At 60.2% G+C, this 19,861-nt stretch carries 26 protein-coding genes, 1 tRNA gene and 1 pseudogene; 4 read left to right on the top strand and 24 right to left on the bottom strand.

What is annotated here, in order from left to right; all coding sequences use genetic code 11:
* Window positions 1-3 precede the first annotated feature (3 nt).
* The 21 genes from LUB09_RS01950 to LUB09_RS01850 are packed head-to-tail and all read right to left on the bottom strand — an operon-like array spanning window position 4 to window position 15,640.
* Window positions 4-975, bottom strand: coding sequence for a hypothetical protein (locus LUB09_RS01950; protein ID WP_231421433.1), 972 nt, complete (start codon window positions 973-975; stop codon window positions 4-6).
* Window positions 948-1,652: a hypothetical protein gene (locus LUB09_RS01945; protein ID WP_231421432.1), complete on the bottom strand. Its 705-nt coding sequence runs from the start codon at window positions 1,650-1,652 to the stop codon at window positions 948-950. Before LUB09_RS01945 ends, LUB09_RS01950 begins: the two co-directional genes overlap by 28 nt.
* Window positions 1,649-2,203, bottom strand: coding sequence for a baseplate complex protein (locus LUB09_RS01940; RefSeq protein WP_231421431.1), 555 nt, complete (start codon window positions 2,201-2,203; stop codon window positions 1,649-1,651). The genes LUB09_RS01945 and LUB09_RS01940 overlap by 4 nt, the downstream gene beginning before the upstream one ends.
* Window positions 2,200-3,138: a hypothetical protein gene (locus LUB09_RS01935; protein WP_231421430.1), complete on the bottom strand. Its 939-nt coding sequence runs from the start codon at window positions 3,136-3,138 to the stop codon at window positions 2,200-2,202. The genes LUB09_RS01940 and LUB09_RS01935 overlap by 4 nt, the downstream gene beginning before the upstream one ends.
* On the bottom strand, window positions 3,120-3,827 hold the full coding sequence (locus tag LUB09_RS01930) for a DUF4376 domain-containing protein (protein WP_231421429.1): 708 nt from the start codon (window positions 3,825-3,827) through the stop codon (window positions 3,120-3,122). The genes LUB09_RS01935 and LUB09_RS01930 overlap by 19 nt, the downstream gene beginning before the upstream one ends.
* An 8-nt stretch (window positions 3,828-3,835) precedes the next feature.
* Window positions 3,836-6,250, bottom strand: coding sequence for a phage tail-collar fiber domain-containing protein (locus LUB09_RS01925; RefSeq protein WP_231421428.1), 2,415 nt, complete (start codon window positions 6,248-6,250; stop codon window positions 3,836-3,838).
* Window positions 6,251-6,258: 8 nt separating this feature from the next.
* Window positions 6,259-6,783, bottom strand: coding sequence for a phage tail protein (locus LUB09_RS01920; protein WP_003235260.1), 525 nt, complete (start codon window positions 6,781-6,783; stop codon window positions 6,259-6,261).
* Window positions 6,780-7,952, bottom strand: coding sequence for a baseplate J/gp47 family protein (locus tag LUB09_RS01915; protein WP_231421427.1), 1,173 nt, complete (start codon window positions 7,950-7,952; stop codon window positions 6,780-6,782). The genes LUB09_RS01920 and LUB09_RS01915 overlap by 4 nt, the downstream gene beginning before the upstream one ends.
* A complete protein-coding gene (locus LUB09_RS01910; protein ID WP_003235256.1) occupies window positions 7,949-8,266 on the bottom strand; it encodes a DUF2590 family protein in 318 nt (105 codons plus the stop codon). Before LUB09_RS01910 ends, LUB09_RS01915 begins: the two co-directional genes overlap by 4 nt.
* A complete protein-coding gene (locus LUB09_RS01905; RefSeq protein WP_231421426.1) occupies window positions 8,263-10,575 on the bottom strand; it encodes a phage tail tape measure protein in 2,313 nt (770 codons plus the stop codon). The genes LUB09_RS01910 and LUB09_RS01905 overlap by 4 nt, the downstream gene beginning before the upstream one ends.
* A 6-nt stretch (window positions 10,576-10,581) precedes the next feature.
* Window positions 10,582-10,725 carry a DUF6890 family protein gene (locus LUB09_RS01900; RefSeq protein ID WP_032872601.1) on the bottom strand — a complete coding sequence of 48 codons (144 nt, stop codon included), beginning with the start codon at window positions 10,723-10,725 and terminating at the stop codon, window positions 10,582-10,584.
* Window positions 10,726-10,745: 20 nt separating this feature from the next.
* Window positions 10,746-11,033: a putative phage tail assembly chaperone gene (locus LUB09_RS01895; protein WP_186751381.1), complete on the bottom strand. Its 288-nt coding sequence runs from the start codon at window positions 11,031-11,033 to the stop codon at window positions 10,746-10,748.
* 34 nt (window positions 11,034-11,067) lie between these two features.
* A complete protein-coding gene (locus LUB09_RS01890; RefSeq protein ID WP_122456930.1) occupies window positions 11,068-11,520 on the bottom strand; it encodes a lysis system i-spanin subunit Rz in 453 nt (150 codons plus the stop codon).
* Window positions 11,520-12,053, bottom strand: a complete 534-nt coding sequence (locus tag LUB09_RS01885) for a lysozyme (protein WP_231421425.1) — start codon at window positions 12,051-12,053, stop codon at window positions 11,520-11,522. Before LUB09_RS01885 ends, LUB09_RS01890 begins: the two co-directional genes overlap by 1 nt.
* Window positions 12,050-12,256 carry a hypothetical protein gene (locus LUB09_RS01880; protein ID WP_063033543.1) on the bottom strand — a complete coding sequence of 69 codons (207 nt, stop codon included), beginning with the start codon at window positions 12,254-12,256 and terminating at the stop codon, window positions 12,050-12,052. Before LUB09_RS01880 ends, LUB09_RS01885 begins: the two co-directional genes overlap by 4 nt.
* The gene (locus LUB09_RS01875; RefSeq protein WP_231421424.1) at window positions 12,253-12,471 is read right to left on the bottom strand and encodes a TraR/DksA family transcriptional regulator; all 219 of its coding nucleotides are present in this window, start codon (window positions 12,469-12,471) and stop codon (window positions 12,253-12,255) included. Before LUB09_RS01875 ends, LUB09_RS01880 begins: the two co-directional genes overlap by 4 nt.
* A complete protein-coding gene (locus LUB09_RS01870) occupies window positions 12,471-12,920 on the bottom strand; it encodes a phage protein (protein WP_003235237.1) in 450 nt (149 codons plus the stop codon). The genes LUB09_RS01875 and LUB09_RS01870 overlap by 1 nt, the downstream gene beginning before the upstream one ends.
* A 6-nt stretch (window positions 12,921-12,926) precedes the next feature.
* Window positions 12,927-14,042, bottom strand: a complete 1,116-nt coding sequence (locus tag LUB09_RS01865; RefSeq protein ID WP_231421423.1) for a DUF2586 domain-containing protein — start codon at window positions 14,040-14,042, stop codon at window positions 12,927-12,929.
* A gap of 11 nt (window positions 14,043-14,053) precedes the next feature.
* Window positions 14,054-14,734 (bottom strand): phage virion morphogenesis protein, encoded by a 681-nt coding sequence (locus LUB09_RS01860; protein WP_231421422.1) that lies wholly within the window; start codon window positions 14,732-14,734, stop codon window positions 14,054-14,056.
* A complete protein-coding gene (locus LUB09_RS01855; protein WP_209983838.1) occupies window positions 14,724-15,173 on the bottom strand; it encodes a phage tail protein in 450 nt (149 codons plus the stop codon). Before LUB09_RS01855 ends, LUB09_RS01860 begins: the two co-directional genes overlap by 11 nt.
* The gene (locus LUB09_RS01850; RefSeq protein WP_231421631.1) at window positions 15,170-15,640 is read right to left on the bottom strand and encodes a head completion/stabilization protein; all 471 of its coding nucleotides are present in this window, start codon (window positions 15,638-15,640) and stop codon (window positions 15,170-15,172) included. The genes LUB09_RS01855 and LUB09_RS01850 overlap by 4 nt, the downstream gene beginning before the upstream one ends.
* A 247-nt stretch (window positions 15,641-15,887) precedes the next feature.
* Between LUB09_RS01850 and LUB09_RS01845 the strand changes: the two are divergent.
* From LUB09_RS01845 to LUB09_RS01830, 4 genes and pseudogenes are all read left to right on the top strand, one after another.
* Window positions 15,888-16,073: pseudogene (locus LUB09_RS01845) on the top strand (hypothetical protein); the annotation flags it as partial.
* Window positions 16,074-16,088: 15 nt separating this feature from the next.
* On the top strand, window positions 16,089-16,382 hold the full coding sequence (locus tag LUB09_RS01840; RefSeq protein ID WP_231421421.1) for a hypothetical protein: 294 nt from the start codon (window positions 16,089-16,091) through the stop codon (window positions 16,380-16,382).
* Window positions 16,383-16,448: 66 nt separating this feature from the next.
* On the top strand, window positions 16,449-16,697 hold the full coding sequence (locus LUB09_RS01835; protein ID WP_231421420.1) for a hypothetical protein: 249 nt from the start codon (window positions 16,449-16,451) through the stop codon (window positions 16,695-16,697).
* A gap of 269 nt (window positions 16,698-16,966) precedes the next feature.
* Complete coding sequence (locus LUB09_RS01830) at window positions 16,967-18,151, top strand: Arm DNA-binding domain-containing protein (RefSeq protein ID WP_231421419.1); 1,185 nt, start codon at window positions 16,967-16,969, stop codon at window positions 18,149-18,151.
* Between the two features lie 575 nt (window positions 18,152-18,726).
* On the opposite strand, the gene LUB09_RS01825 is transcribed toward LUB09_RS01830, so the two are convergent.
* From LUB09_RS01825 to LUB09_RS01815, 3 genes are all read right to left on the bottom strand, one after another.
* Complete coding sequence (locus LUB09_RS01825) at window positions 18,727-18,957, bottom strand: hypothetical protein (RefSeq protein WP_231421418.1); 231 nt, start codon at window positions 18,955-18,957, stop codon at window positions 18,727-18,729.
* A gap of 64 nt (window positions 18,958-19,021) precedes the next feature.
* Window positions 19,022-19,303 carry a hypothetical protein gene (locus LUB09_RS01820; protein ID WP_231421417.1) on the bottom strand — a complete coding sequence of 94 codons (282 nt, stop codon included), beginning with the start codon at window positions 19,301-19,303 and terminating at the stop codon, window positions 19,022-19,024.
* A 281-nt stretch (window positions 19,304-19,584) separates the two neighbouring features.
* Window positions 19,585-19,674: transfer RNA gene (locus tag LUB09_RS01815), tRNA-Ser, on the bottom strand.
* Window positions 19,675-19,861: the final 187 nt, after the last annotated feature.

Here is a 19,861-nt window from a genome sequence, read left to right as displayed (position 1 = left end):
CGATTAAAGCGTAATGAACTTTAGCTTTTTTTCAAGTAATGCAGCAATCGCTGCATTACTCACGAATACTCCAGAATTTTGTGGTGCAGATATAGGCGCATGGGTGTGACTAGCCAGCTGAGTATTCATATTTTTTACCAAATCGAACAAATCGCACAACAACTGCAATACATTGACGTCCTCCGACCCCAACCAAGTCAGGGGGGCAACCAGCCGCTGATTGATCGCAGCTACGCTCTTACGCAACCCTTCAATCCTTTCATCCATATCGCCACCCACCGTGGCGTTGTGCTTCTGCCCCACCACCAGGTTCAGATCCCGCCCGGTCGCCTGATGCAAATCATCCACCGCAGCCAGGCTCGCAGATCCGCCCGACAGTAGCTTGAGCGCGCCCAGCGCCTCAATCGTCTTGATACCACCCACTGACTCAGTGGAATGGTCGTCCACGGTCCTGTTGTGGCTCTGGTAGCGCTCAGTGTTGCCCATCGCCTCCACTTCCCGCTCGATCGCCTTGTCGCGGATCTTGCCGTCCGTTTGGCGAAGCCAGTTGCCGTCTGCGTCGACACGCTGCTGACAGGCGTCGCTGTGCTGCCACACCTGGTCACCCTTTGGGACGCTGGGCATGCTCAGACCGTGGGGCAGGATGGTTTGGATATACGGCTTGTGCGGCAGGCCATAGGCGAAGCACACCACAACTTGGGTGCCCTCCTCCGGGAACGCATAGATGCCCATTTCCTCGCCGCCGGTGGGCAGGGGCAGCGGCACACCCGCCAAGATCGGCAGCTTGCTATCTGGCTCGCCGTCCGGGCCCAGGACCTCAATGTCCACCGCATAGCGCGGGCGGAAGTCGTCACAGATGCCGGCGCCGGCCGGGGCGTCGGCCACGGCAACAACACGGGCAAAACGCGGCAGATGGTAACCGCCGGTGAGTTCGGGAAATTGTCGTTCTACGCTGCGGCGGATTGCGTCGTCCATCGGATGGCCATCTGGTTGTCGATGAGCGCCACACTTGTGATGCGCTCGCCGTGATTGATCGTTGCACCTGGTCGCAACCCGGGAAGGGCTGCAATCATTGCGCTTTGGTTGCCTTGGTAGTCGTCGAATAGCTCCACCGGCAGCTGCAGCGGCGCACGAACGCCAAAGAAGCTGTCGGCCCAACTGCCCACGAACACCTCCCCGTCACCCTGCTGCTGCCAGATGAAGTCGGGGATATTGAAAACCCGGGCAAGGCTGTCCATGGCTTGATAGCCGGCAGCCAGGCTGTAAAAGAACGGCGCTTTCACGCCCGCGTAGGGCTGATCCGGGACGCGGAACCGCAACCCGGTGTGCTGACCGATCTCAACCAGCACGGCGCGCAGGTCGACATGGCGAAGATTCAGCGGCAGCGGGTTGGCGAGGATCGCGGCCAGTTCGCGGCAGAACAGCACCTGCTGGCCGATGCTGGCTGTGGTGGAGCGTTCGACGTAGCCGATGAAGTGTCGCTGCAGCGTATTGCCGTTGTAGCCGATATCGAGCGTCACCAGGCCCTTGACCGGCGCCGAGGCTTGAATGGTGAATGTCGCCCGCCCGGGGCTCTTGGCATCCAGCCGCACTTCGTTTTTGACCAGGACGTACGGCTGGCCGTTGATGGCCAATTCCTTGTGCAGCTTCATGTCTGCGGGCTCCCGCCCAACCAGGTATCGACTTTTTTCAGGGTCGCCTCAAATCCCGTCAGTTCCTCCGGGCCACCAGGTGAGTCGCCACCGGCACCGCTGGCACCACCAACCGCTGCGCCCGGGCCAGACTGCGCCGTCACCGCGTTGCCTGATCGCCTGCCCTCGACCTTTTCAGGATTGGACAATTTCTCTGTCAGGGTGAACTGGATTAGCCAGCCACGCAGGTTGTCGTCCTCCCGGGCGCTGACTCCCTCAGTGAATGTCACCTGGCGCATGCCGAACGCGGCGGCGGTATCGTTGACGATGCGGTAGGTCTTGAGCTGGCCACCGCCCTCGGTGGCTTCCACCAGGCGCATCAGGTCGCGCAGTTGCACCTGGTCAACAAATGGAATCATCAGGCTCACCGTCAAGGTTTTGGGCTTGAAGCCCTTGTGGCCCTTGTCGGTGTTGCTGGTTTGCCCTGACAAATCGTCGCTCTCAATGCGCAGATTGCCGGTGACTTTCAGGTTCTTCCCGCGAACCTCTTGCCCGTCGAGTAGCAGTGTCATTGGCCCACCAACTCACGAACAAAGCTCAAGCCCTTTTCAGATCCCACGAGCAGCGCGCCGGCGCACAGCACCCATTCATGTCCTGGGGCCTCACCACTCAGCAGCGCCTGGCGCAGCTCAACAGAGTTACCTGGGCCAATCAGACGGGCGCGCATGCTGCTATCAGCGTTACTGCCAGCGAGGGAGGCTTTAAGGTCGGCCACCTGCTGGTCACGGCTCCGTTGCTGGGCGGCTTTGCGGGTGGCCAACGCTGATAGGTCATCCATGGGCGAACGGTCGGCGGCGTAGCCTTCCAGGACTGCGATCTGGCCGGCCATGGATTGCTGTGCAGCTTTCACCACAGTGCAGCGCTCCAGCGGAAGCGCTTGCCAGCGTGGTAAAGCACCGGCAGCGGGGATCTCCCACTTTTCCGTCTCCAGCTTGGAGAGGTGCCGTGCACGGCGCTCCGCCCGAACCAAGTCCGGCATCGGCAACAGCGCATTGAAGCGCGCCAAACTGTCGGCCAACTGATCAAAGCGGGTAGCCAGAAACATCAAGCACAGCGCGAACTGAGAGCCATCCGGCCGGCCGGTGTCGCTCACATCTACCAGTTTACCGGCCAGCTGCTGCAGCAGGTTCGGTGCCGACAGGAAACGCTGGTAGCCACGGCCCTGGCCAACTCCACTTTGAAACGGCGTCACCACCAAACACGCCGGAGCTTCACCCGTCTGCTCGGCGAGCGCCATACGGCCTGCAGCGATCGGAGCCTTGGCAGCCTCCCCCACCGGCCCTGGGCTGGTGGTGGTTTTGCCGTTGAGATCTTCCAGGCGCTTGGTGGTGCCCACCAGCTCGTTGCCGGCCAAGCCGTGGGCATGTGACAGATCGCCCATCCATTGAGTGGCTTGCTCGGGCCAGCGTATTTTGACCGCGCTCCAGGTCATGCCGGCGGCGCCCATTGAATAGCCTTCATCACCTTGAGCTTTTTGCCCTTGAGCGCGGTGGCCAAGTCCTGTTTGAGGTTATCGGCGTGCTGCAGCGCCGACTGCTTGAAGCGCACGAGATCCTGACCTACCTGGTGCAACTGTGCCGCCGTGTGAGGTCGGAAGCCTTTGACCTGGTCAGCGTCAAAACAGGCGTAGCTGGCATCCAGGCCACTTAACACCATGCCCGTCAGATTGATTTGGTCGTCCATCTGGCTGTTATATCGGTGCGGCTCACCCAGCGCACTGGACATAAAACCGGACTCGATATGGCTATTACAGCCAGCGTTGATCTCCTGCAGTTTCTGTTCGTAAAGCGTGGCCAGAATGGCGCCGATATCGTCTACCCACTCGCCATTCTTCCAAACCTGATCAGACCCTGGCTTTTTCACGGTATAGCCGCTGGGGATCGGGCCGAGGCCGGTGACGGTCAGAGGTTCGCCCGTGGTGATGCTGTAGACAATCAGGCCGTCGAAATACTCGACCAGGCTCCACTGGCCGCCGCTCCAGCAGGCTGCTTTGTTGGCCGGAATCTTCGGCGGTGCCATTTCTACGCATCCACCAGGAATCAGAAAAACACCTGGCTCCAGGGGCGATTCTTCGGCTTCGGCCAGGCCGACATAGAGGCCCAATTGATTGGTTTGGTAGACCGTTTTAGTGTTCATGTTGGACCTCAGTATTTGATGCAATACACCATGGCAACGTTGACCGGGCGTGCTTCGATACCGCCCGATGCGTCGACTGTGATGTTGTGATTGTGGGCGCCGGCGGATCCGCTGTTTGCCGAAAGCGAGGCGCCTACCGAGTAGTGCCCACCGCCCTGGCCGGTGGTGATGTTGAGCGCGATCGGCCAAATGCCGTGACTGTGTGCGCCCTGTACGTCGCTAGACGCGCCGTGCGTGTGGCTGGCGTTCTGACTGCCCTGCAGGGTCCCCAGTCCTCGATTAGCATCGAGTCCGCGACTGTCGTCCCAACCGCGCAAGAATGTGCCGCGAAGGTCTGGCAGATTGAACGTATTAACGCCGTCCCCTGCCCCGTAGCTCGTGCCAATCTGCGCGAACAAAGCCCCGTACGTGATTCGAGACACCGCTGCGCCATTCGCTTTAAAAAAGCCCGACGGCGGTGTCGCCATGGCAAACGCCACGACCGTTCCTGGAGGCACGATGCTCGAGGGATTGAGGTTGCCGCTGTGCCATAGCTCACGTGTGGGCGTCCAGTTGCCCGCGTTGTTCACTGATCGAATGAGCGCCCGGGGCTCGATCGTTCCCTGTTGGAGGCCGATCTGACCCGCGTAGGCGCTGCTCCCATAAGGAATATTCAGGACGCTGACATACTGCTCAAAGGTCGTTGGCCCTTCGCCAAAGTAGTGAAACCCGCCTGGGAGGCCGATGGTGTCGATCGGGCTTAGCGCCGCGCTGGACGATGCCAATCCGCATTTTCCGGTCTGGATGGCGTCAGTGATGCCATAGCCAGCAAGCGTTGTGGCCTTGTCTGCTTTCACCGCTGGTGTGAAATTATGAGCGGTCCAAATCGGAAGACCTTGCCACTGCAGTGCACCATGTATGTCCATCGCAAGATCGCCGGCAACCACACCGCCCCAGTGAAATTGCATACGTGGGGCGTAGTCGAAGTTGTTCTGCGTATCGGTGACCAACATCGCTTCCCGAATTTCTAACGCGCCCTTGTAGTACTCCCTCCCTGGTGCAGGCGCATATAGCTGGGGCCGTTTGCTGGTAAGGCCCAGCGGCAACGCGTTGGTAATGCCGTACCCTTCAAGGGTCGTAGGCTTGCCGCTGCTGATCTTCGACCAGTCCAACGCGGGCACATCGCTCGGCTGGAGATATTCGCCACTGACCACCAAGCCTTTGGAGTTGACCGTTACCTTGGTGTATTTCCAGGCGGCGACGATATCCGGCATCGTCAGCCGGATATCAACGTCTGCAGTGCCATCAAAATCCACGCTGCCGGTGCCGGCGCCGCTGATCGATAGCTTTCTCGCCGTTTCCAACTGCTTCGCCTTGCCGGCCGGCGTGGTGCCGTTGATCAGCTTTTTGATAGCGTCCTGCAGCGACAAACGAACGGCGTTAACCGCCCTGGTCGTAGCCAAAATCAAGCTGTCGTTGGTGGTATCGTCGTCGCTGATCGCATTCGGCAGATTGCTCAGGCCCACATCGCCCTTGGTCGTCGCACGAGCGCGCAGGTTCTGATAATCACCGTTGCGCGCAGCCAGATGTTGGATCAGCGGCCCATTGATAGCCTCAACCGTCCGGCGATCGCTCACTGCCGAGGCGGTCAGATCGGCCAGAGGCACGCAGTAGACCTGGGCACCGTCAGAGGTCACATAGTCGACTTGGTCCGGCGCGAACACCACTTTCCAAGAGGCCACCACATCGTTCAGCTCCCGACGCAATGAGACCTGCAGCCAGCTCTGGGTGGGAATTTGTGCCGGCACAACTGGCGAGACCTTGGCCAGCTCGATGCGCACACCTTCGATGTACGCCACGCCCGGATTCAGTTGGTAGGCGGATCCCACCTTTTCAACTTGAAACGCGCTGCCAAAAAAGCAGGCACGGCCAAACACATCCCGATTACTCAGACGCTCACGCTCATCAATGCCTTTGAGCCGCACAGTGAAGTCATGCTGCCAGGTGCTGGCGTCGATGGTGATGCCGGTGAGTGCCTGGGCACCATCAAACACCACCAGGATGTTGCGGGTAACGTTGTTGCCCAGCTGCAGCGGGGGAATGTTCTTGCGCTTCTGCTGCAGCGGCACATAAGCCACGGCAAGCAACACGTTCTCGGCAGTCTCAAGGCCGATCCAGTTCCAATCAAAATCTCCGACATCGCTGCCCAGCATCGAGCTGTAGACCACCTGATTGGGGTTCACATACCCCACGTTTTGCTGGGGGATGGTGTAGCTGTGCACGATCTGCGCGGCCGGGGGCTTCGCGGCGGCGCGATTGACCGGTGCGTTCGGGTTCAGGTCCGGCACGTTGGCAAACACAAAGCGCACGACTTCGAGGCGTTGTTTCGATCCCATTTTCTGGGCAATCAGGCTTTCACCTGCAAGGGTAATACTGGCTCCCATGAGGGCTCCTACAGGCTGGCGATCAGCGTTTGCTGGTCGTCGTTGAAGTCCACTGCGACGATGCGCAGCGATACAGGGGTGATGGTCACGAAGTCATAGCGCCGGCAGGTGCGGCCGTATTGCTGAATCAGCACGCGCAGCAGCTCGGGGTTCTGCGACAGCTGCGAGTCGGAGAGGCGCAGCAGCACCACGTCCCAGTCCCGATCGGCCATGCGCTCGTCAATCTCGACATAACCCACGCCCAGGCGCTGCAGGATGCGTTTGAGTCCGGCCGTGCTGCCGGCGTCGACGGCATTGATGAAGGCGTATTTCACCCGCAAGCGGTACAGGTTTTCCGGCTCGTCCTTGAAGCGGCTGATATCGCGCTGCCAGGCCAACAGGTCGAGCACCGTCAAGTGACAGGTTTCCGCATCCATCTGCAGCAGCGGCCAGTGCAACCAGCCCTCGACCGTTTCCCACCATGACTGCGCTGCAGCTTTCAACTTGGCCAGTTGCGGACCATCGAGCCAGAACGGCAAACCGAGCTTGATCATGGCAACACCACCTGCAGGCTGCTGATCCGTGGAATCGTCAGTTCCGACACAATGTCGGCATTGTCGAAGTGCAGCGACTCAATGCCGGCAAACTGCTGGTGGAGTTCTTCGCCCAGGCGGCTGAATGAAAAGCGCGCCTGTGGGTAGGTCAGGGTCGGCTGGTAATCGCCGGTACCGCTCTCGCGAAAGGCTGCCCGGATGAACTGCTCGACCTCGGCCTGCAGCTTGGTGCGCTGCTCGCTGGTCAGCACCGGGCGCGGCCACAGCAGCACACGCAGGGCGTGCTGCGTCTCGGGCATCACCAACACCAACAGATCGTCGCCGTGGCCATGGTTGCCCTGGTCGCGGATATGGGCGTTGATTTGCTCCAAGTAGGTCGCGGCCGGCACGTCGGCTTCAAACAGCACATAGGCATTGGCGCTGCCTGGGCCCCGGGGAGCACCGTGCAGGAAATACACGCCATCGGGGCGCACGCCTGGAAAGGCCGAGATCATGGCGCGATACACCGCATCGGTGTGCCACTGGTTGACCGCCGAGAACTGGTTGCGCACGCGCAAACGCAGTTGATCGTCTGGTTCTGGATCTGCACCTGGTGCAATCAGCCAGCCGTCCGCGTTCACCACCTGGACGATGCCGGCAATGGGCACAGGCAAAATGGCGTAGTAACCCGGCGCCAGGTTGTAGCCGCTACCCACCTCCTGCGCTTGTGCGGGGATCTCCAGCTGCAGCATACCGTCCGCAAAGGTTGCCGCCTGGGTTGTGACCAACTGATAAACATGGCCGTTAATAGCGGCGGACTGAACCTGTATGCCGGCGGGCAGCTGCAGCACGCCGCCGGCGACGTCACGGGTAAATAGCAACATACCCTGGGCCTTGGTTGCGCCCTTTCGCTCCACATTGACTGCCCAGGCCAGCATATCGAGCCACTTGTCTTGGGCCGTTTTCACAAAGAAGTTGGGCAGGATCGTGCCGCTGATGAAGTTGATCAGCCACAGCACCGGCTTGGTTACCAGGGCGGTGATCACCCGCCAGAACGGTGAATAGGCACTGGTGTTGCTCATCTTGCTGCCCTGGGCGGCCACTTCCTTTTCCCAAGCCTTGCGCAACCCGTCCTCGGTGATCGGAATGCCAGCGTCTGCGAGCGCCTGTTTAAAATCTACGTCGCTCACAACACCACCTCGATATCGCCGAATTTCAGCGTTTTGGCTGTGACCAGGTACTGGCCGGACCGCACCTGGTTGATCAGCGCCGTCCCAGGCACCAGGCGCTCGTCGGCCTCTACCAGCAGCTCCAGTTGCTGGATGCAATCGCGCTGACGCAACTTGCTGCGTTCGGCCACCAGCGTGACCAGCAAGCCGCTCTCGCGGATCATGTGCGCAATGTCCTGGGCGATGCTGGCCCGGTCCTCGATCAGCAAAGGCTGACGCGAGGGGTCCAGCACCAGGTCGTTTTCCACAATCAGCAGGTCGATGTAATCGCTCATCCGCCCACCGCCATGGCCAACATGCCTTCCAGCTCCAGCGGGTTCATGGTTTTACCGGTGTGAATGTTGACGTTCTCCACGTGGGTGCCCTTGTTTTGGGTTTGGTTGTTGTTCTGGATGCTGGACAGCAAGCCGCCCCGGGGCACCGCGTCCGGCCGCTTGGGTGACAGGCTGGTCACTGCACTGTTGATCCGTTCCTGGCTTTGCTCGGCCTTCTCGGTCGGTTTGGAAGCTGTCACCAGGGCGGGCGGCTGCGTAGGCTGGGGGACACGCAGCTGCGGCCCGATCGGCGCGGGCGTTTTCAAGGCCGGCGCAGCCACCAGTGCCGGTGCCGTGCGCGGCGCTTGGGGCGCGGTCAGCGGTTGCGCGACCGGCGCCGGTGTTTTTGGCACCGGTGCCAGCACCAGGGCCGGCGCTTGAGCCTGGGGCTGCAGCGTGTTGAGCGTGGGCATTGCCGGCGCCGCTGCCTTTGGCGGTGCAGCCAGTACCAAAGGCGGCGCCTGGATCGGTGGCTGGGGTGCGCTGACCAACTGCGGCAGCAATGGCGCCTCGACCTGGGGCGCGCTGATTGTCGGCAGATCCGGCGCGGCCGGCATGTCACCGAACGCCGCATCGATACTCACGCCGGGGATCTTGTTCAGCATATCGATCAAGCCATTGATCGCGCTTTTGAAGATGGCGACGATGGCGTCCCACGCGGCGCTGGCCATGCTCGACCAGCCGCCCATCGAATCGAACCAGTCCGACAGCGCGGTCAGTTGGCCACTGACCCACTGGAACGCCTCGCTGTTGAGCAGCGCGCTGGTCCACTGGTCCCAATAAATGATCGCCGCCGCGACGGCCGCGACCAGAGCGACAATGCCGATCACGATCCAGGTCACCGGGTTGGCCAGCAACGCGGTGTTGACCAGCCAGATCGCGCCTTGCCACAGCAGCATGGCGCCCTTGACCAGGCCCATCCAGGCGACCATCAGCACCAGGCCGGCGACAAAACCGATCACCATGACGGTGTGGTACAGGAACATGGCCACGCTGCGCAGGCCGGCCATGGTCAGGAGTTTCCAGACGGTGACCATGCCCAGCCAGACCATTTTCGAGATGCCAACCGTCATGGTAAGCAGGGACATAGCGGCGATGATGCCGAAGACCACCAGCACCGTGATGCCGATTGCGCGGGTGATATTGGGGAACAGCTGGGTCCAGCGGGTCAGCGTACTGGCGATGGCCACCAGGCGGTCCATCAGCGGGGCCAGAATCGGGATCAGTGACTGCCCGAAGGCGATACGCAGCGCCTGCACAGCGGCGCCAAACTGCTGCCACGGGTCCACCATGTTTTTGGCCATGCGCTCGGCGTTCTCCAGGCCGCGCACGTTGCCAAGTTGCTCCATGCCGTTTTTCAGGCGACCGGTGTCGCCCATCAAGGTGGTGATCAACCGCGCCGCTTCGCCACCGAAGGCGTCACGCAGCTTCTTGCCGTTGGCCTCAATAGACAGATCCCCGAACTTACCCTTGAGCTTGTCCAGGATGTCCATCATCGGCAGCAACTTGCCCTGCTGGTCGACAAAGGACATGCCGAGCTTTTCCGAGGCGCCGCTGACATTCTCGAAAAACGACTTATAGAGACCACCGGCCTCCCCGCCGTCCATGGTGCTGCCCAGCGTGCCCAGTACCGCCATTTGCTCGGCCAGGCTCACTCCGGCGGTGCTGGCCAGGCCGCCGGCGGATTTGAAAGCCTCGCCGATCTGCTCGCCGCTGGTGCGAAACAGCTGCACCGCGGTGGCCGTCTGCCCCGCCAGATTTTCCACCCACTGGCCCTTGCCCATGGCGTCGGCCTGGCCCTTGAACAGGTTGTACATGGTGCCAACGTAGGTGCCCATGGTGTCCGCATCGGACTTGGTGGCCTTGGCCAACACGGCACTGGCGTTGGTGAAGGTCGCCAGCTGACTGCCCGCAAGGCCTTTGATAGCGCCCTCGATGTGGTACGCCGAGGCGACAAAGTCCCGGGCGTTCTCGCCGTAGTTCACCGAAAACTCCAACGACTTGCGATTGAGCGAATCCAAGGCATCTTCCGCAACGTTCAGCGATCGGACCTCGCCCAGCGCCCGGTTCATCTCCAAGGCTGGTTCCAGCGATTCGGAGATGGCCACGCCGGCACCCACCATCCCAGCCAGGCCAACGCCCATTTGGGTGATGTTCTTCTGGCCTTGTTCAGCCAGGTCAGAAAAGCCCATTTTGACCTTGCCCAGCGGGGCGGTGACCTTATCGGTCAGGCTCAAAATGAAGGCCAGGCGGGCGCTTTTGTCAGCCATCTGTGTTTATCCGTTGAGTGCGTGGGCGATGCCGTTGGCAATGGCGATTTCCATCCGGCGCCAATGCTCGTCCTCCAGCCACTTGGCCGTGCCCATCACCTCGGCGGTGGGCTCGGCACCAGGTAGCCAGCGGCTGGCCAGGGCCACCAGTTGGCCAAGGCCGTTTTCGGTCAGTCGTTCGGCGTGGTCGAGGGCTTTTTTACGGTGATTTCAACGTCCGGCCCGTACTCCTCGAGGAGCGCGCCGGCCAGTTGCATGACCAGTACCGGATTGCCCAGCAAGGCCTTGAGCGTGGCGCGGTCTTCCTGCTTAACGGTGGTCACCAGCAGGTTGTTGGCCGGCGAAACCTTGTTGGTCTGCGTCACGGCATTGAAGTACTTGGTCACGTCCTGCGGGGTCAGTGCGAAGGTGAATTCCTTGTCGCCGACTTCCAGGGTGATATCGCGTGTATCGGTCATGGTGTTGCTCCGTTGAGGTTAGAAAAGTGCTGAATCAGCGCAGGCATACCCTGCGCACGTGGTCCTGCAGGCCCAGGATCATTTGCCGGCTGAGGGCGAGTTGATCTCTGAGGGTGAAATAATCCTGTCGAGCGTCTGCTGTGAGTTCGGCGGTGGCTGCATCAACCACGCGGCCGGCGCCGGCCGCTGGGGTGGCTGGGGCGCTGCAGGTGGCGTTGAGGCGCAACCGGTTAAGGCCAGCGTCAACAGCGCGGCGCAAGCCATCGTTTTCGATGCGTTCATCGTTGAGTTCCTGGGTACGTTGGAGGTCGATGGCGTCACGCGCGGCCAGCATTTCGCCGCTGATACGCGCCGCCTCTCGCAGGCCGCTGACTTCAAGCAGCGCGGCGTCTCGCTCGCTGCGGGCGGCGTTGCGTTGGCCTTCCAGCAGGTCGAAACCGAACCAGCCCACCAAACACAGCACCAGAATGAAAATGCCGTCGCGCATCACAGCCACGCCTCGCACAGCGCCGCTTCGGCCAACCGACGCGCATGTAGGCCAGGGATAAACACCTTTTTGCCCGGGGGGCCGGTGACATAGGCCCACACCGGCGTTTTGCCGTCTGGCGCCCAGGCCAGCGCCTGGCAACCGTCTTTTATTCGGCCGGCGTTGATCAGGCCTACGGCGCGACTGGCGCAGGTGCTGGCCGTGCCAAAGTTGTGGCCATGGCTGCTCAGTGCGTCAAAAGTGTTCTGGCCCACTTGTTGGTTGGTGATGCAGTCAGCCAACTGCAGTTGGCCTTTGCTGATCACTAGCTGCTCCACCTCGTTGCAGCGAGCGTCCGACCAGTAATCCCCCACAACCACCGGGTAAGGGCTGGTGTGATGGGTGATGCCCTTGCACACAGTCGGCAGGCCACCGGCCAGCTTGTCTGCATACACGGTGTTCTGGCCGTTGCCTTCCCAAGTGCCCAGAAACAGCACCAACGTGGAGCTGCAGAGCGCGATGGCGCCGGCGGCGATCTTGCCGCGCAGGCTCACGGCTTCACCTTCCAATCGCGCAACATCTGGCGATACTTGGGAACCAGCAGCAGGATCTGCAGCACCATGTAAACGGCAGTCAGCATGTAGGCGACAGCCGACCAGTCGACAGCCCCGGTCGCTCCAGTGGCCGCTACACCGATCGCAGGTGACGCCTTCGCCAGTGCGATGGCGGTGTCCTGGGCCGCCTGATTCGTGCTCATCGCTGCACTCCTTTTTCGAACAAGGACTGGCACGGGACACAACGGGTCTTGCCGCCGAGCGCCTGGCGCGCGGCAGGAATCTCGTTATCACAGTCCTGGCAGTGGGTGAGGCTTGGGCCCGCTGACTCACGCCGGGCCTGGGCCAACTGGGCGTTGATAGCCTGGTCCCGCTGACGTTGTTCCAGGGCTTGGGCGCGATCGAACGGGCAGACCATCAGCTAATGCCCTCGATCTCAGTGGCATCCAGGTACGGCACGCCGTTGATACGGATGAAGTCCGGGCTGGTGACCTCGAACGGCACCTTGTGCTTGGTCTTCTCGCCGCCCTTGGGATCGATGCTCAGCAGGCTGGATACCTTCAACTTGCAGCCGAAGGCCTCAATGCGCAGCTCGTCGTCGCCGGCCTTGGCGAAGAACACCGCGTCGAAAGCATCGAGCTTGCGGAAGCTGCCTGCGTTGCGCGCTGCCTCGATCAGCAGATTGAAGTTGGTGGAGTCCAGCTCCAGTTCACCGGCTGCTGCCACATCGCCGTCGACGTAGCCGTCAGGCACACCCCGGGTTTGCGCAGTCTTGCTGTTGTCGGTGATATCCAGGGTGCAGCTTTCGACGTGGACCTGCAGATCGCCCAGGTTCACGTCAAAGTTTTTGCCGCCAATACGTGACATGGGGTGTTACTCCGAATCGTCGTTGGAAAGGTCCAGGGCGATGTTCGCCGTGAGGTCTTTCGGGCAGTTGTGGGGCTTGATCTTGATGAACGCCTCGACGGAGGTTTTGCTCTTCCAGACCAGCACGATGTCGCCGTCTTTTGGCGATTCGATCTCGCCCGGGAATACCTCGCCGGCGAACTTCACCGACTTGGCCATGCGGCGCAGCGGAGCCATGAGCGCGGTGACGTTTACCGCCATGCTGTTGGGGGTGCTGTTCAACCGGCGATCGGCGACGCGGCGGATCAGAAGTGGACGCACCAGGCGGGCGGCCTTGTCCGCCAGTCGCAGATATTCAATGACCTGGTAGTCGCTGGCCGGGGTGTCCAGCATGTTGCCGTCGCCCCAATACACGCCGGGGTAATCGGGGTAGGTCTGGGAGACGGAGAAGCGTGCTTTGTCCAGTTCAGCGCGGATCGAGGACGGCAACGGGATACCGTCTTTGTCGATGGGCACGGCGCCAAGGCCCAGCACCGCACCGGTGGCCACACGCATAGGGCTATCGGCGATGCTCACCGCAGCATTGGCCAGGCGTCCGGCCAGCACGCCCAGGTCATTGCCATGCAATTGAGGGACGACCAGCACCCTGGGCGCGGCCAAGCCGTCCACGATCACTTTCTGGTCAACCAGGTATTCGGACCAAGCCTGCAGTGGCGTAGGGCTGGACGTGGAGGCCATAACGAAGACGCGGCGCCCGTAGACATTGCCAAGCGCGACAGCGGCGTCGTGCATCGCTGACAATTCAGCGGCCTTGACCACCGGTTGCGTGATGACAACCGCCTCAACAGAGAAACCCTGCTGCTGGGACTGCTCCAGGGCGGTCTTCCAGTCCCCTTCGGCCCCAATCGGCGCCGCCAGGCACGCCCAGCGATCGCCGCCGTTCAGGCGTGCAGCAGTGATCTGGGTTTTCAGGTCACTGGCTGGCAGCCCCAGAGAGGCGTCCAGGTCGCTGTCGGTGTTGAGGGGCATCAATTTGCCGACGTTTTTCGGGCCGGGACCGATGAAGAGAAAATAGCGCTCGATCTCAGTCACGGCGCCTTGGCCCAGATTGAGATTGTTAACGCTGACTTTGCCAATTGCCATGCGGTGCCTCGTTAGCGGGGTGAATTAAGGATTTGTTGGAAGACCTGGTTAACCAGCTCGCGGGTTTCGCTCCCGGTCTCCACGCCGAGGAACTGGCGTTTGGGCAGGGTGATATCCCAGCTTTGCGCGCCGGTGGTCTCGGTTCTTTCATCGTTCAAAATGCGGATCAGCAAGCCGGCCTTGGCGTAGTTGACGTGTTCTTGAATCCAAGCCACTGACGGCCTGGCCAGCGCTTTTTTGCCCTTCTGCCGCACGCGAAAGCCCAGCCGGCGCAGGCGTTTTGCCTGTTTGTCGGTGCATGCAATTCCTGGGGGGACTTTGTTCCAGCGGCGCATCTGCGCGGCGGTGCGCCGCTCGCTGACGCCGTTGTGCTGCTGGGAGGCGACCCATCGGGTGAGTGCGTTTTTCCAGCCCAATTCGGCCTCATCGGAACTGACACGCGTGACCTGCAGCAGCTTGGCCAGGCCGGCTTCCATCTTCTTTTTGCCCTTGGCACTGCCCTTGCGCTCCGCGAACGGGCTGCCGTCCAGGTTCTTCTGCTCCCGCATGCGCTTGCGGCTCATCGTCCGCACGCGCTTGGTCACGTTGTTCAGCAGTCGCCGGCGCAACTGCGGCGGCAGCTCAAGCAATGCCAGCTGCGCGTCGACGTTGAGCAAGCCGCGAATGTCCAGATCGAGCGCACTAGCGGCCATCGCTGCCCACCTCGCCCTGCTCGGCTGTCCACAGATCGAATGGGACAAACGCCCAGGTCTTGCCGAACGCCTCGATCTCGCCGCCTGGATCTTCGGCCAGGTATTGGGGCTCAACGAACTCCAGGGACAGGTCGACGTCGAAGCTGTCAGCGTCCAGCGGCTCAATCGCAAACAGCGGCGCCGGCAATTCGTGGCGGTCCCGATCGGGGTCGTGGGTTTCAAGCCAACTGCCGACCAGGGCCATCAACCTGCCCGGGTTACCGGTGAATCGTTCCAGGGAGAAAGCAGCGCGATAGCGCATGTCAGCCATGTGAAGGCCGTCAAGGTCGGGCTTCCAGATCAGCTCCAGGCTGACCTGTTCGGTCCAGCTGTCGAACTGCTCCGGTTCCACCAGGTTGCGAGCCATCAGGTAGGCGGTCAGCGCCTTCAACTGGATCACTGAAGCGCCGCCGTGATGCGGCCACGGCCCTGCAGTACGCGCACGGCCTGTTGGCTGAATGCCAGGAACGTTTCGACACGTTCAGGGGCTTCCTTGCCGGTGTTCTCCGCGCTCTCGCGACGATTGACGGTGGCGAACTGCGGCAGTGAGTGGGCTTTGGCGCGGCAGTAAACCGCACGCTTGTAGAGCGTGATTTTATGAGCGTAGGCCCATGCCGCAGGGGTGCCCGCACCCGCCGCTGCCGTCAGGCTCGATACGCCAGCGCCCTGCAGGGTAGCTTTCACGCGGGCTAGGTCGGTGTTCACCTCAACCATGGCGCTTTTCAGTGTGTCGACCAGCAGCTCTACCAGGTACTCCGCCGGCAGGCGTTGTTCCTTCTGGAATTCGGACACAGAGAGGTCTGGCCAAAAGCCGTCGTTCTCGATCGTCTGTTCCACAAAGGTGGTGGTTTTCCCGGAAAAGCTCATTGCTGGCCGCTCAAATAGGGCGGAGAGCCTGTTTTCAGTGGGACGGTCCATAAATGGGCGGCTCACTTCCACAGGTCCCCGCTGGGGGGGGGGTAGTCGATTATTCGGAGGCCGGATTAGCGGCCGCGTGTTTTGCCAAGGCCTTGCGGACCTTATCGATGCGGGTGTCGTTGCCAGCTTTCGGGTACAGCTCGGTGGAGCGCTCCAAATGCTTGAGCGCGGTTTGCCACTGCTCGGCCTCCATGGCGCCGAACACAAACAGAAGTTGGCCGATGTGGCCACGTTGCGCGACCTGCTCAAAGAGTCCCGCTCCCGCAAGTTTCTGGACAGCAACAAGGCCGTACACAGCGCTGTGCGTGCTGCGTTCAATAGCCGCAACCCGTGTTCACAACCCCGGCCAACCACAGTGAAATGCTGGACATTCAAGGCGTAAAGGAGGGCAAGACCGATGCAGATCCAAGTGTTTATGGGCAACGCCAGGGACGACAAAACCTGCAAGCTACAGGCCGTGCAGGATCGCCTGGACTTCGCGGGCGAAAGCGCGCCGATCATCCAGGCCGGTGCGTATGGCGAGGACCATTTGCTGGAAATTCTGGAAGTTCGGGCAGCCTGTGGCCAGCGCGAAATCCTGGTGGACGACTGCAGTAGGCAACAAATTTTGAGGGTACTGGAGTGGCAATCATGCGCTGAGCACGATCCGACTTTCGACGGCCTGGTGATCCACCTGGCCCGCAAGGACTGACTTTTTGAAAAGCAGTGTCGAGGAGTTGCAGCTCCCCGACACCCAACCACCACCGAGGACTAAACCATGCAAGCACAGACCCAAAGCAGCAGCGGCACGAAGGCTATCACACCGGCACGACACCTGGTGGCCACCGCGATTATCGGCGCGGCCGTCATTGGCTACCTGGTGCACAAAACTCCTGAATCGCGAACCCGCCTCGAAAGCCTCAGCCAGATGGCCAACACCCTAGGCGAACTTAGCGAAACGGATGCGGCGGTGGTGGCCAGGCTGCTCGCCGCCCCTCAAACCCGGGGGGCCATGCGTCATGTCTAACCGCTCCGACCGGTCACCTGTGCCACGCTTTCCCTGGAACATCGACTACACCAGCCTCTGCGACCAGTGTGGCAGGTGGCGCGCCCAGGGTAATCACCTGAAATGCAGCCGGCGGCGCCAGTTGCAGAATGCTCATCTTCGCAACCACAAGTCCAAACCATAAGCCGCGTCCACCAGAAGATGCGCTTCAAGATACTTGGCCCGGAAACGGGCCTTTTTGTTTCCGATCGTCAGACTGTCGCTATACCAGTACAGCTTTAGGGGTTTACATGAGTGGGGTCGAAGCTCGCGGCAATTCCGTGAGAATCTATTTTCAATACGACGGCGAAAAATGCCGCGAATCAATACCAGGAGGAAACAAGCCGGCCACAGTGGCCCAGGCAAAGCGCTTGCTCGCCATCATTGAATACGAGATTGAGTCCGGTAGCTTTGATTACGCACGCCACTTCCCCAACTCAGCCAGGCTGGTGGAAAACACCTTTGGTCACTACCTGGACCTGTGGTTGCGGATTAAAGCCAACAGCGTGGCGGCATCGAGTTATCGAGGTTACGCAAACAAGGCCGAGGTGCATGTACGGCCACGCTGGGGCAAGGTGCAGATCAACGCGATCGATCACTTGGACCTGCAGGAGTGGATCCAGGGCACGCTGTCCAAAACCCTGAAAAACAAGACCATCCGCGACATCATCAGCAACGTGCGCCAAGTGTTCCGGCTCTACCGAACTCGGATGAAAGTCGCCCACGATCCCACCGAAGGCTTGATGGTGCGCCTGCCTGATCCCGAGGCGCCGGACCCGTTTACCCGGGCGGAAATTAAGCAGATCCTCGAAACACCGACCACCCGCACGCTTGAGCTGTTGATGGTGCAGTTCATGATTTGGGCCGGCCCCCGGGTATCCGAGACCATTGCCCTGGCGTGGGAGGATGTCGACCTGGAACAAGGGACGGTGACCTTTCGCCGATCAAAGGTACGCGGCGCCTATCGGGTCACGAAAACCCGGCGCTCAATGCGCAAGGTTCGCCTGTTGGCCCCGGCGTGGGATGCCTTGCGCAAGGTAGATGCGCTAACGCGAAAGCGAAAAGCGGAAACCGTAGAGATTGTTGAGCGGGACAACAAGACGGTACGACGGCACACGCTGCATTTTGTATTCTTGAACACCAAAAGCGGCCTGCCCCACGCCAACGACTTTGTCGTACGAGACCGGTTTTTCAAGGCTCATTTACTCGCAGCCGGGGTTCGCTATCGAGGACCTGGTCAGTGCCGGCACACTTACGCCAGTCAGTTGCTGACGACGGGCATTGCCTCAATCGATTGGATCGCTGAACAGATGGGGCACACCAATGGCAACATGATCCGCCAGCACTACGGAACTTGGATCAATGAGGATGGCCCAGACGTCGTAGGAATGCTCCAAATGGCACTGAAACTTCAGCCACTCGCAATGGCACAGTAGAGTTCTGCCGCCCAACACACCACAAGATCAAGATGCAAGAGGCTTGGAACGCGTTGTGCGGCAGCTTTATCCAAAGCTGTGAACATCGACTCAATCGCACTCGCGCCGTTTAGTCGGAAATATTCAAGAACTTAAGGAACGAAAATCCGATCTCGGGCATCTCTATAAAAATGTAATTCGTAGCGATTTTATGACAGCTAAAGATGACCTAATTGACTGGAGCGCTAGGTGGCAAATCTGCATGGGCGTAATTTCATGTAGAAAATGCAAGGTTCAACAACCTGAGCACCAAAAGGCTGAGGAATTCATTCACTCCCCCAGTTGCAGCTTCCATGGCCAGCGTGCTGTGCCTTGGGATGAGCTGCAAGCCATCGCGAAAAGAATCCAAGAGGCCTAACTGGTCAGTAACCAACGCTCAATCTCGCGCGCTCCTGGAGCAGATACAGGGCATCGGGTCTCCGGCAATTTTTCGCACACGAGGGGGATAGGTCAGTGCAAGGAATTCCGGCAAGCGGTAGGACACAAAAAGGCCCCACACCTGGGCAAGGTGTGGGGCCTTTTGAACATAAGTGGCGTTATTCGAACCCTTCGTGAAACTCTGCACTGGTCATTTCGCCCAGGTAGGTACAGCACGACATAAAGGCATCAGGAGCTGCCCCGGCGACTTTCTTCGCATGCTGAATAAACTGTCGCGTGACCTTCTGTTCAAGCATTCCAAGTGTCGCAGCTGTATTTCGCTCTGTGCTAGGTCCTTCCGCGGAGTCTTTGAATGCAAAGTAATAGTAGTGATTTGTCACGTTACTCATAAAAAGCACCTTCCTTGAATGATGGCTCATTGTAACCAGTGCGGCCGCAGGGTGGGGTTCCTTTCTATCCGGTTTGGTGACGGTACAGCGTCACGAGAATGCGATTGCGGCCTGCGTCTAATCTCCCTATACCCTCCTGCACCCGTCCGTTGACAGTCACCCATACCTGGTTGAACTCGGCCAAATCGTCTAATGGCTCATGCAAGTTGATAATCAGTTGCTGATCACGGCCACTCTGTACTTGCTCAATCGTCACATCAACATTTTGATACAGCTGGCTGAGTTCTTCGCTTTGGGGCCTACCGATAATGGCGTACGCGAGCTTTAGATCTACGGTCGCTCTCATGAGGCATCCTTTCATCTGGTCAGCGGGGCATGTTTTGACGGCATATGCGTTAAGCCTCGCCGCCCTGTTCTGTGCACTGAAGAGTGACTATAGGGCAGCGATCAACGACCTCAAGAAGTTTTCTTTTGGCAGCAACCGAACCCGTGCGCTGACACCCGCTTTTTTCGCACCAAAATAAAGCACCAGTCCCATGGCGGTCCCATGGGGCTGTTTTTGGAACGCCAAAAACCACAAACCCCCGACTTTCTCTAGGAAAATCAGGGGTTTGCGTTTTCATAATTTGGCGGTGAAGGAGAGATTCGAACTCTCGATACAATTTCTTGTATACACACTTTCCAGGCGTGCTCCTTAAGCCACTCGGACACTTCACCGTATCTCGGCAAACCAGTTCAGTCTGTCGAGGCGCGCTAATGTAGTCGAAAGCCTTTCTGATGGCAAAGGTTTTTTTCAGAATTTTCATGCGGTTAGATCGCTCCGTCAGGACGCCCCCGACGAGGGCGGTGATTGTGCCATTCTCGGGCACTGGTGGCATGGCTCTGACTCGCCTTTCACACCCTG

It is taken from the genome of Pseudomonas sp. Leaf59, assembly GCF_920984685.1.
GTDB lineage: Bacteria > Pseudomonadota > Gammaproteobacteria > Pseudomonadales > Pseudomonadaceae > Aquipseudomonas.
The sequence above is the reverse complement of the archived record's forward strand: the minus strand, read 5'-3'. Positions and strand labels throughout refer to the sequence as shown.

Bases quoted from the DNA above. Each gene is read 5' to 3' on its own strand.
- LUB09_RS01950 (WP_231421433.1), bottom strand. From the start codon at position 975: ATGGACGACGCAATCCGCCGCAGCGTAGAACGACAATTTCCCGAACTC.
- LUB09_RS01945 (WP_231421432.1), bottom strand. From the start codon at position 1,652: ATGAAGCTGCACAAGGAATTGGCCATCAACGGCCAGCCGTACGTCCTG.
- LUB09_RS01940 (WP_231421431.1), bottom strand. From the start codon at position 2,203: ATGACACTGCTACTCGACGGGCAAGAGGTTCGCGGGAAGAACCTGAAA.
- LUB09_RS01935 (WP_231421430.1), bottom strand. From the start codon at position 3,138: ATGGGCGCCGCCGGCATGACCTGGAGCGCGGTCAAAATACGCTGGCCC.
- LUB09_RS01930 (WP_231421429.1), bottom strand. From the start codon at position 3,827: ATGAACACTAAAACGGTCTACCAAACCAATCAATTGGGCCTCTATGTC.
- LUB09_RS01925 (WP_231421428.1), bottom strand. From the start codon at position 6,250: ATGGGAGCCAGTATTACCCTTGCAGGTGAAAGCCTGATTGCCCAGAAA.
- LUB09_RS01920 (WP_003235260.1), bottom strand. From the start codon at position 6,783: ATGATCAAGCTCGGTTTGCCGTTCTGGCTCGATGGTCCGCAACTGGCC.
- LUB09_RS01910 (WP_003235256.1), bottom strand. From the start codon at position 8,266: ATGAGCGATTACATCGACCTGCTGATTGTGGAAAACGACCTGGTGCTG.
- LUB09_RS01905 (WP_231421426.1), bottom strand. From the start codon at position 10,575: ATGGCTGACAAAAGCGCCCGCCTGGCCTTCATTTTGAGCCTGACCGAT.
- LUB09_RS01895 (WP_186751381.1), bottom strand. From the start codon at position 11,033: ATGACCGATACACGCGATATCACCCTGGAAGTCGGCGACAAGGAATTC.
- LUB09_RS01890 (WP_122456930.1), bottom strand. From the start codon at position 11,520: ATGCGCGACGGCATTTTCATTCTGGTGCTGTGTTTGGTGGGCTGGTTC.
- LUB09_RS01880 (WP_063033543.1), bottom strand. From the start codon at position 12,256: ATGAGCACGAATCAGGCGGCCCAGGACACCGCCATCGCACTGGCGAAG.
- LUB09_RS01875 (WP_231421424.1), bottom strand. From the start codon at position 12,471: ATGGTCTGCCCGTTCGATCGCGCCCAAGCCCTGGAACAACGTCAGCGG.
- LUB09_RS01870 (WP_003235237.1), bottom strand. From the start codon at position 12,920: ATGTCACGTATTGGCGGCAAAAACTTTGACGTGAACCTGGGCGATCTG.
- LUB09_RS01865 (WP_231421423.1), bottom strand. From the start codon at position 14,042: ATGGCAATTGGCAAAGTCAGCGTTAACAATCTCAATCTGGGCCAAGGC.
- LUB09_RS01860 (WP_231421422.1), bottom strand. From the start codon at position 14,734: ATGGCCGCTAGTGCGCTCGATCTGGACATTCGCGGCTTGCTCAACGTC.
- LUB09_RS01850 (WP_231421631.1), bottom strand. From the start codon at position 15,640: ATGAGCTTTTCCGGGAAAACCACCACCTTTGTGGAACAGACGATCGAG.
- LUB09_RS01840 (WP_231421421.1), top strand. From the start codon at position 16,089: ATGCAGATCCAAGTGTTTATGGGCAACGCCAGGGACGACAAAACCTGC.
- LUB09_RS01835 (WP_231421420.1), top strand. From the start codon at position 16,449: ATGCAAGCACAGACCCAAAGCAGCAGCGGCACGAAGGCTATCACACCG.
- LUB09_RS01830 (WP_231421419.1), top strand. From the start codon at position 16,967: ATGAGTGGGGTCGAAGCTCGCGGCAATTCCGTGAGAATCTATTTTCAA.
- LUB09_RS01825 (WP_231421418.1), bottom strand. From the start codon at position 18,957: ATGAGTAACGTGACAAATCACTACTATTACTTTGCATTCAAAGACTCC.
- LUB09_RS01820 (WP_231421417.1), bottom strand. From the start codon at position 19,303: ATGAGAGCGACCGTAGATCTAAAGCTCGCGTACGCCATTATCGGTAGG.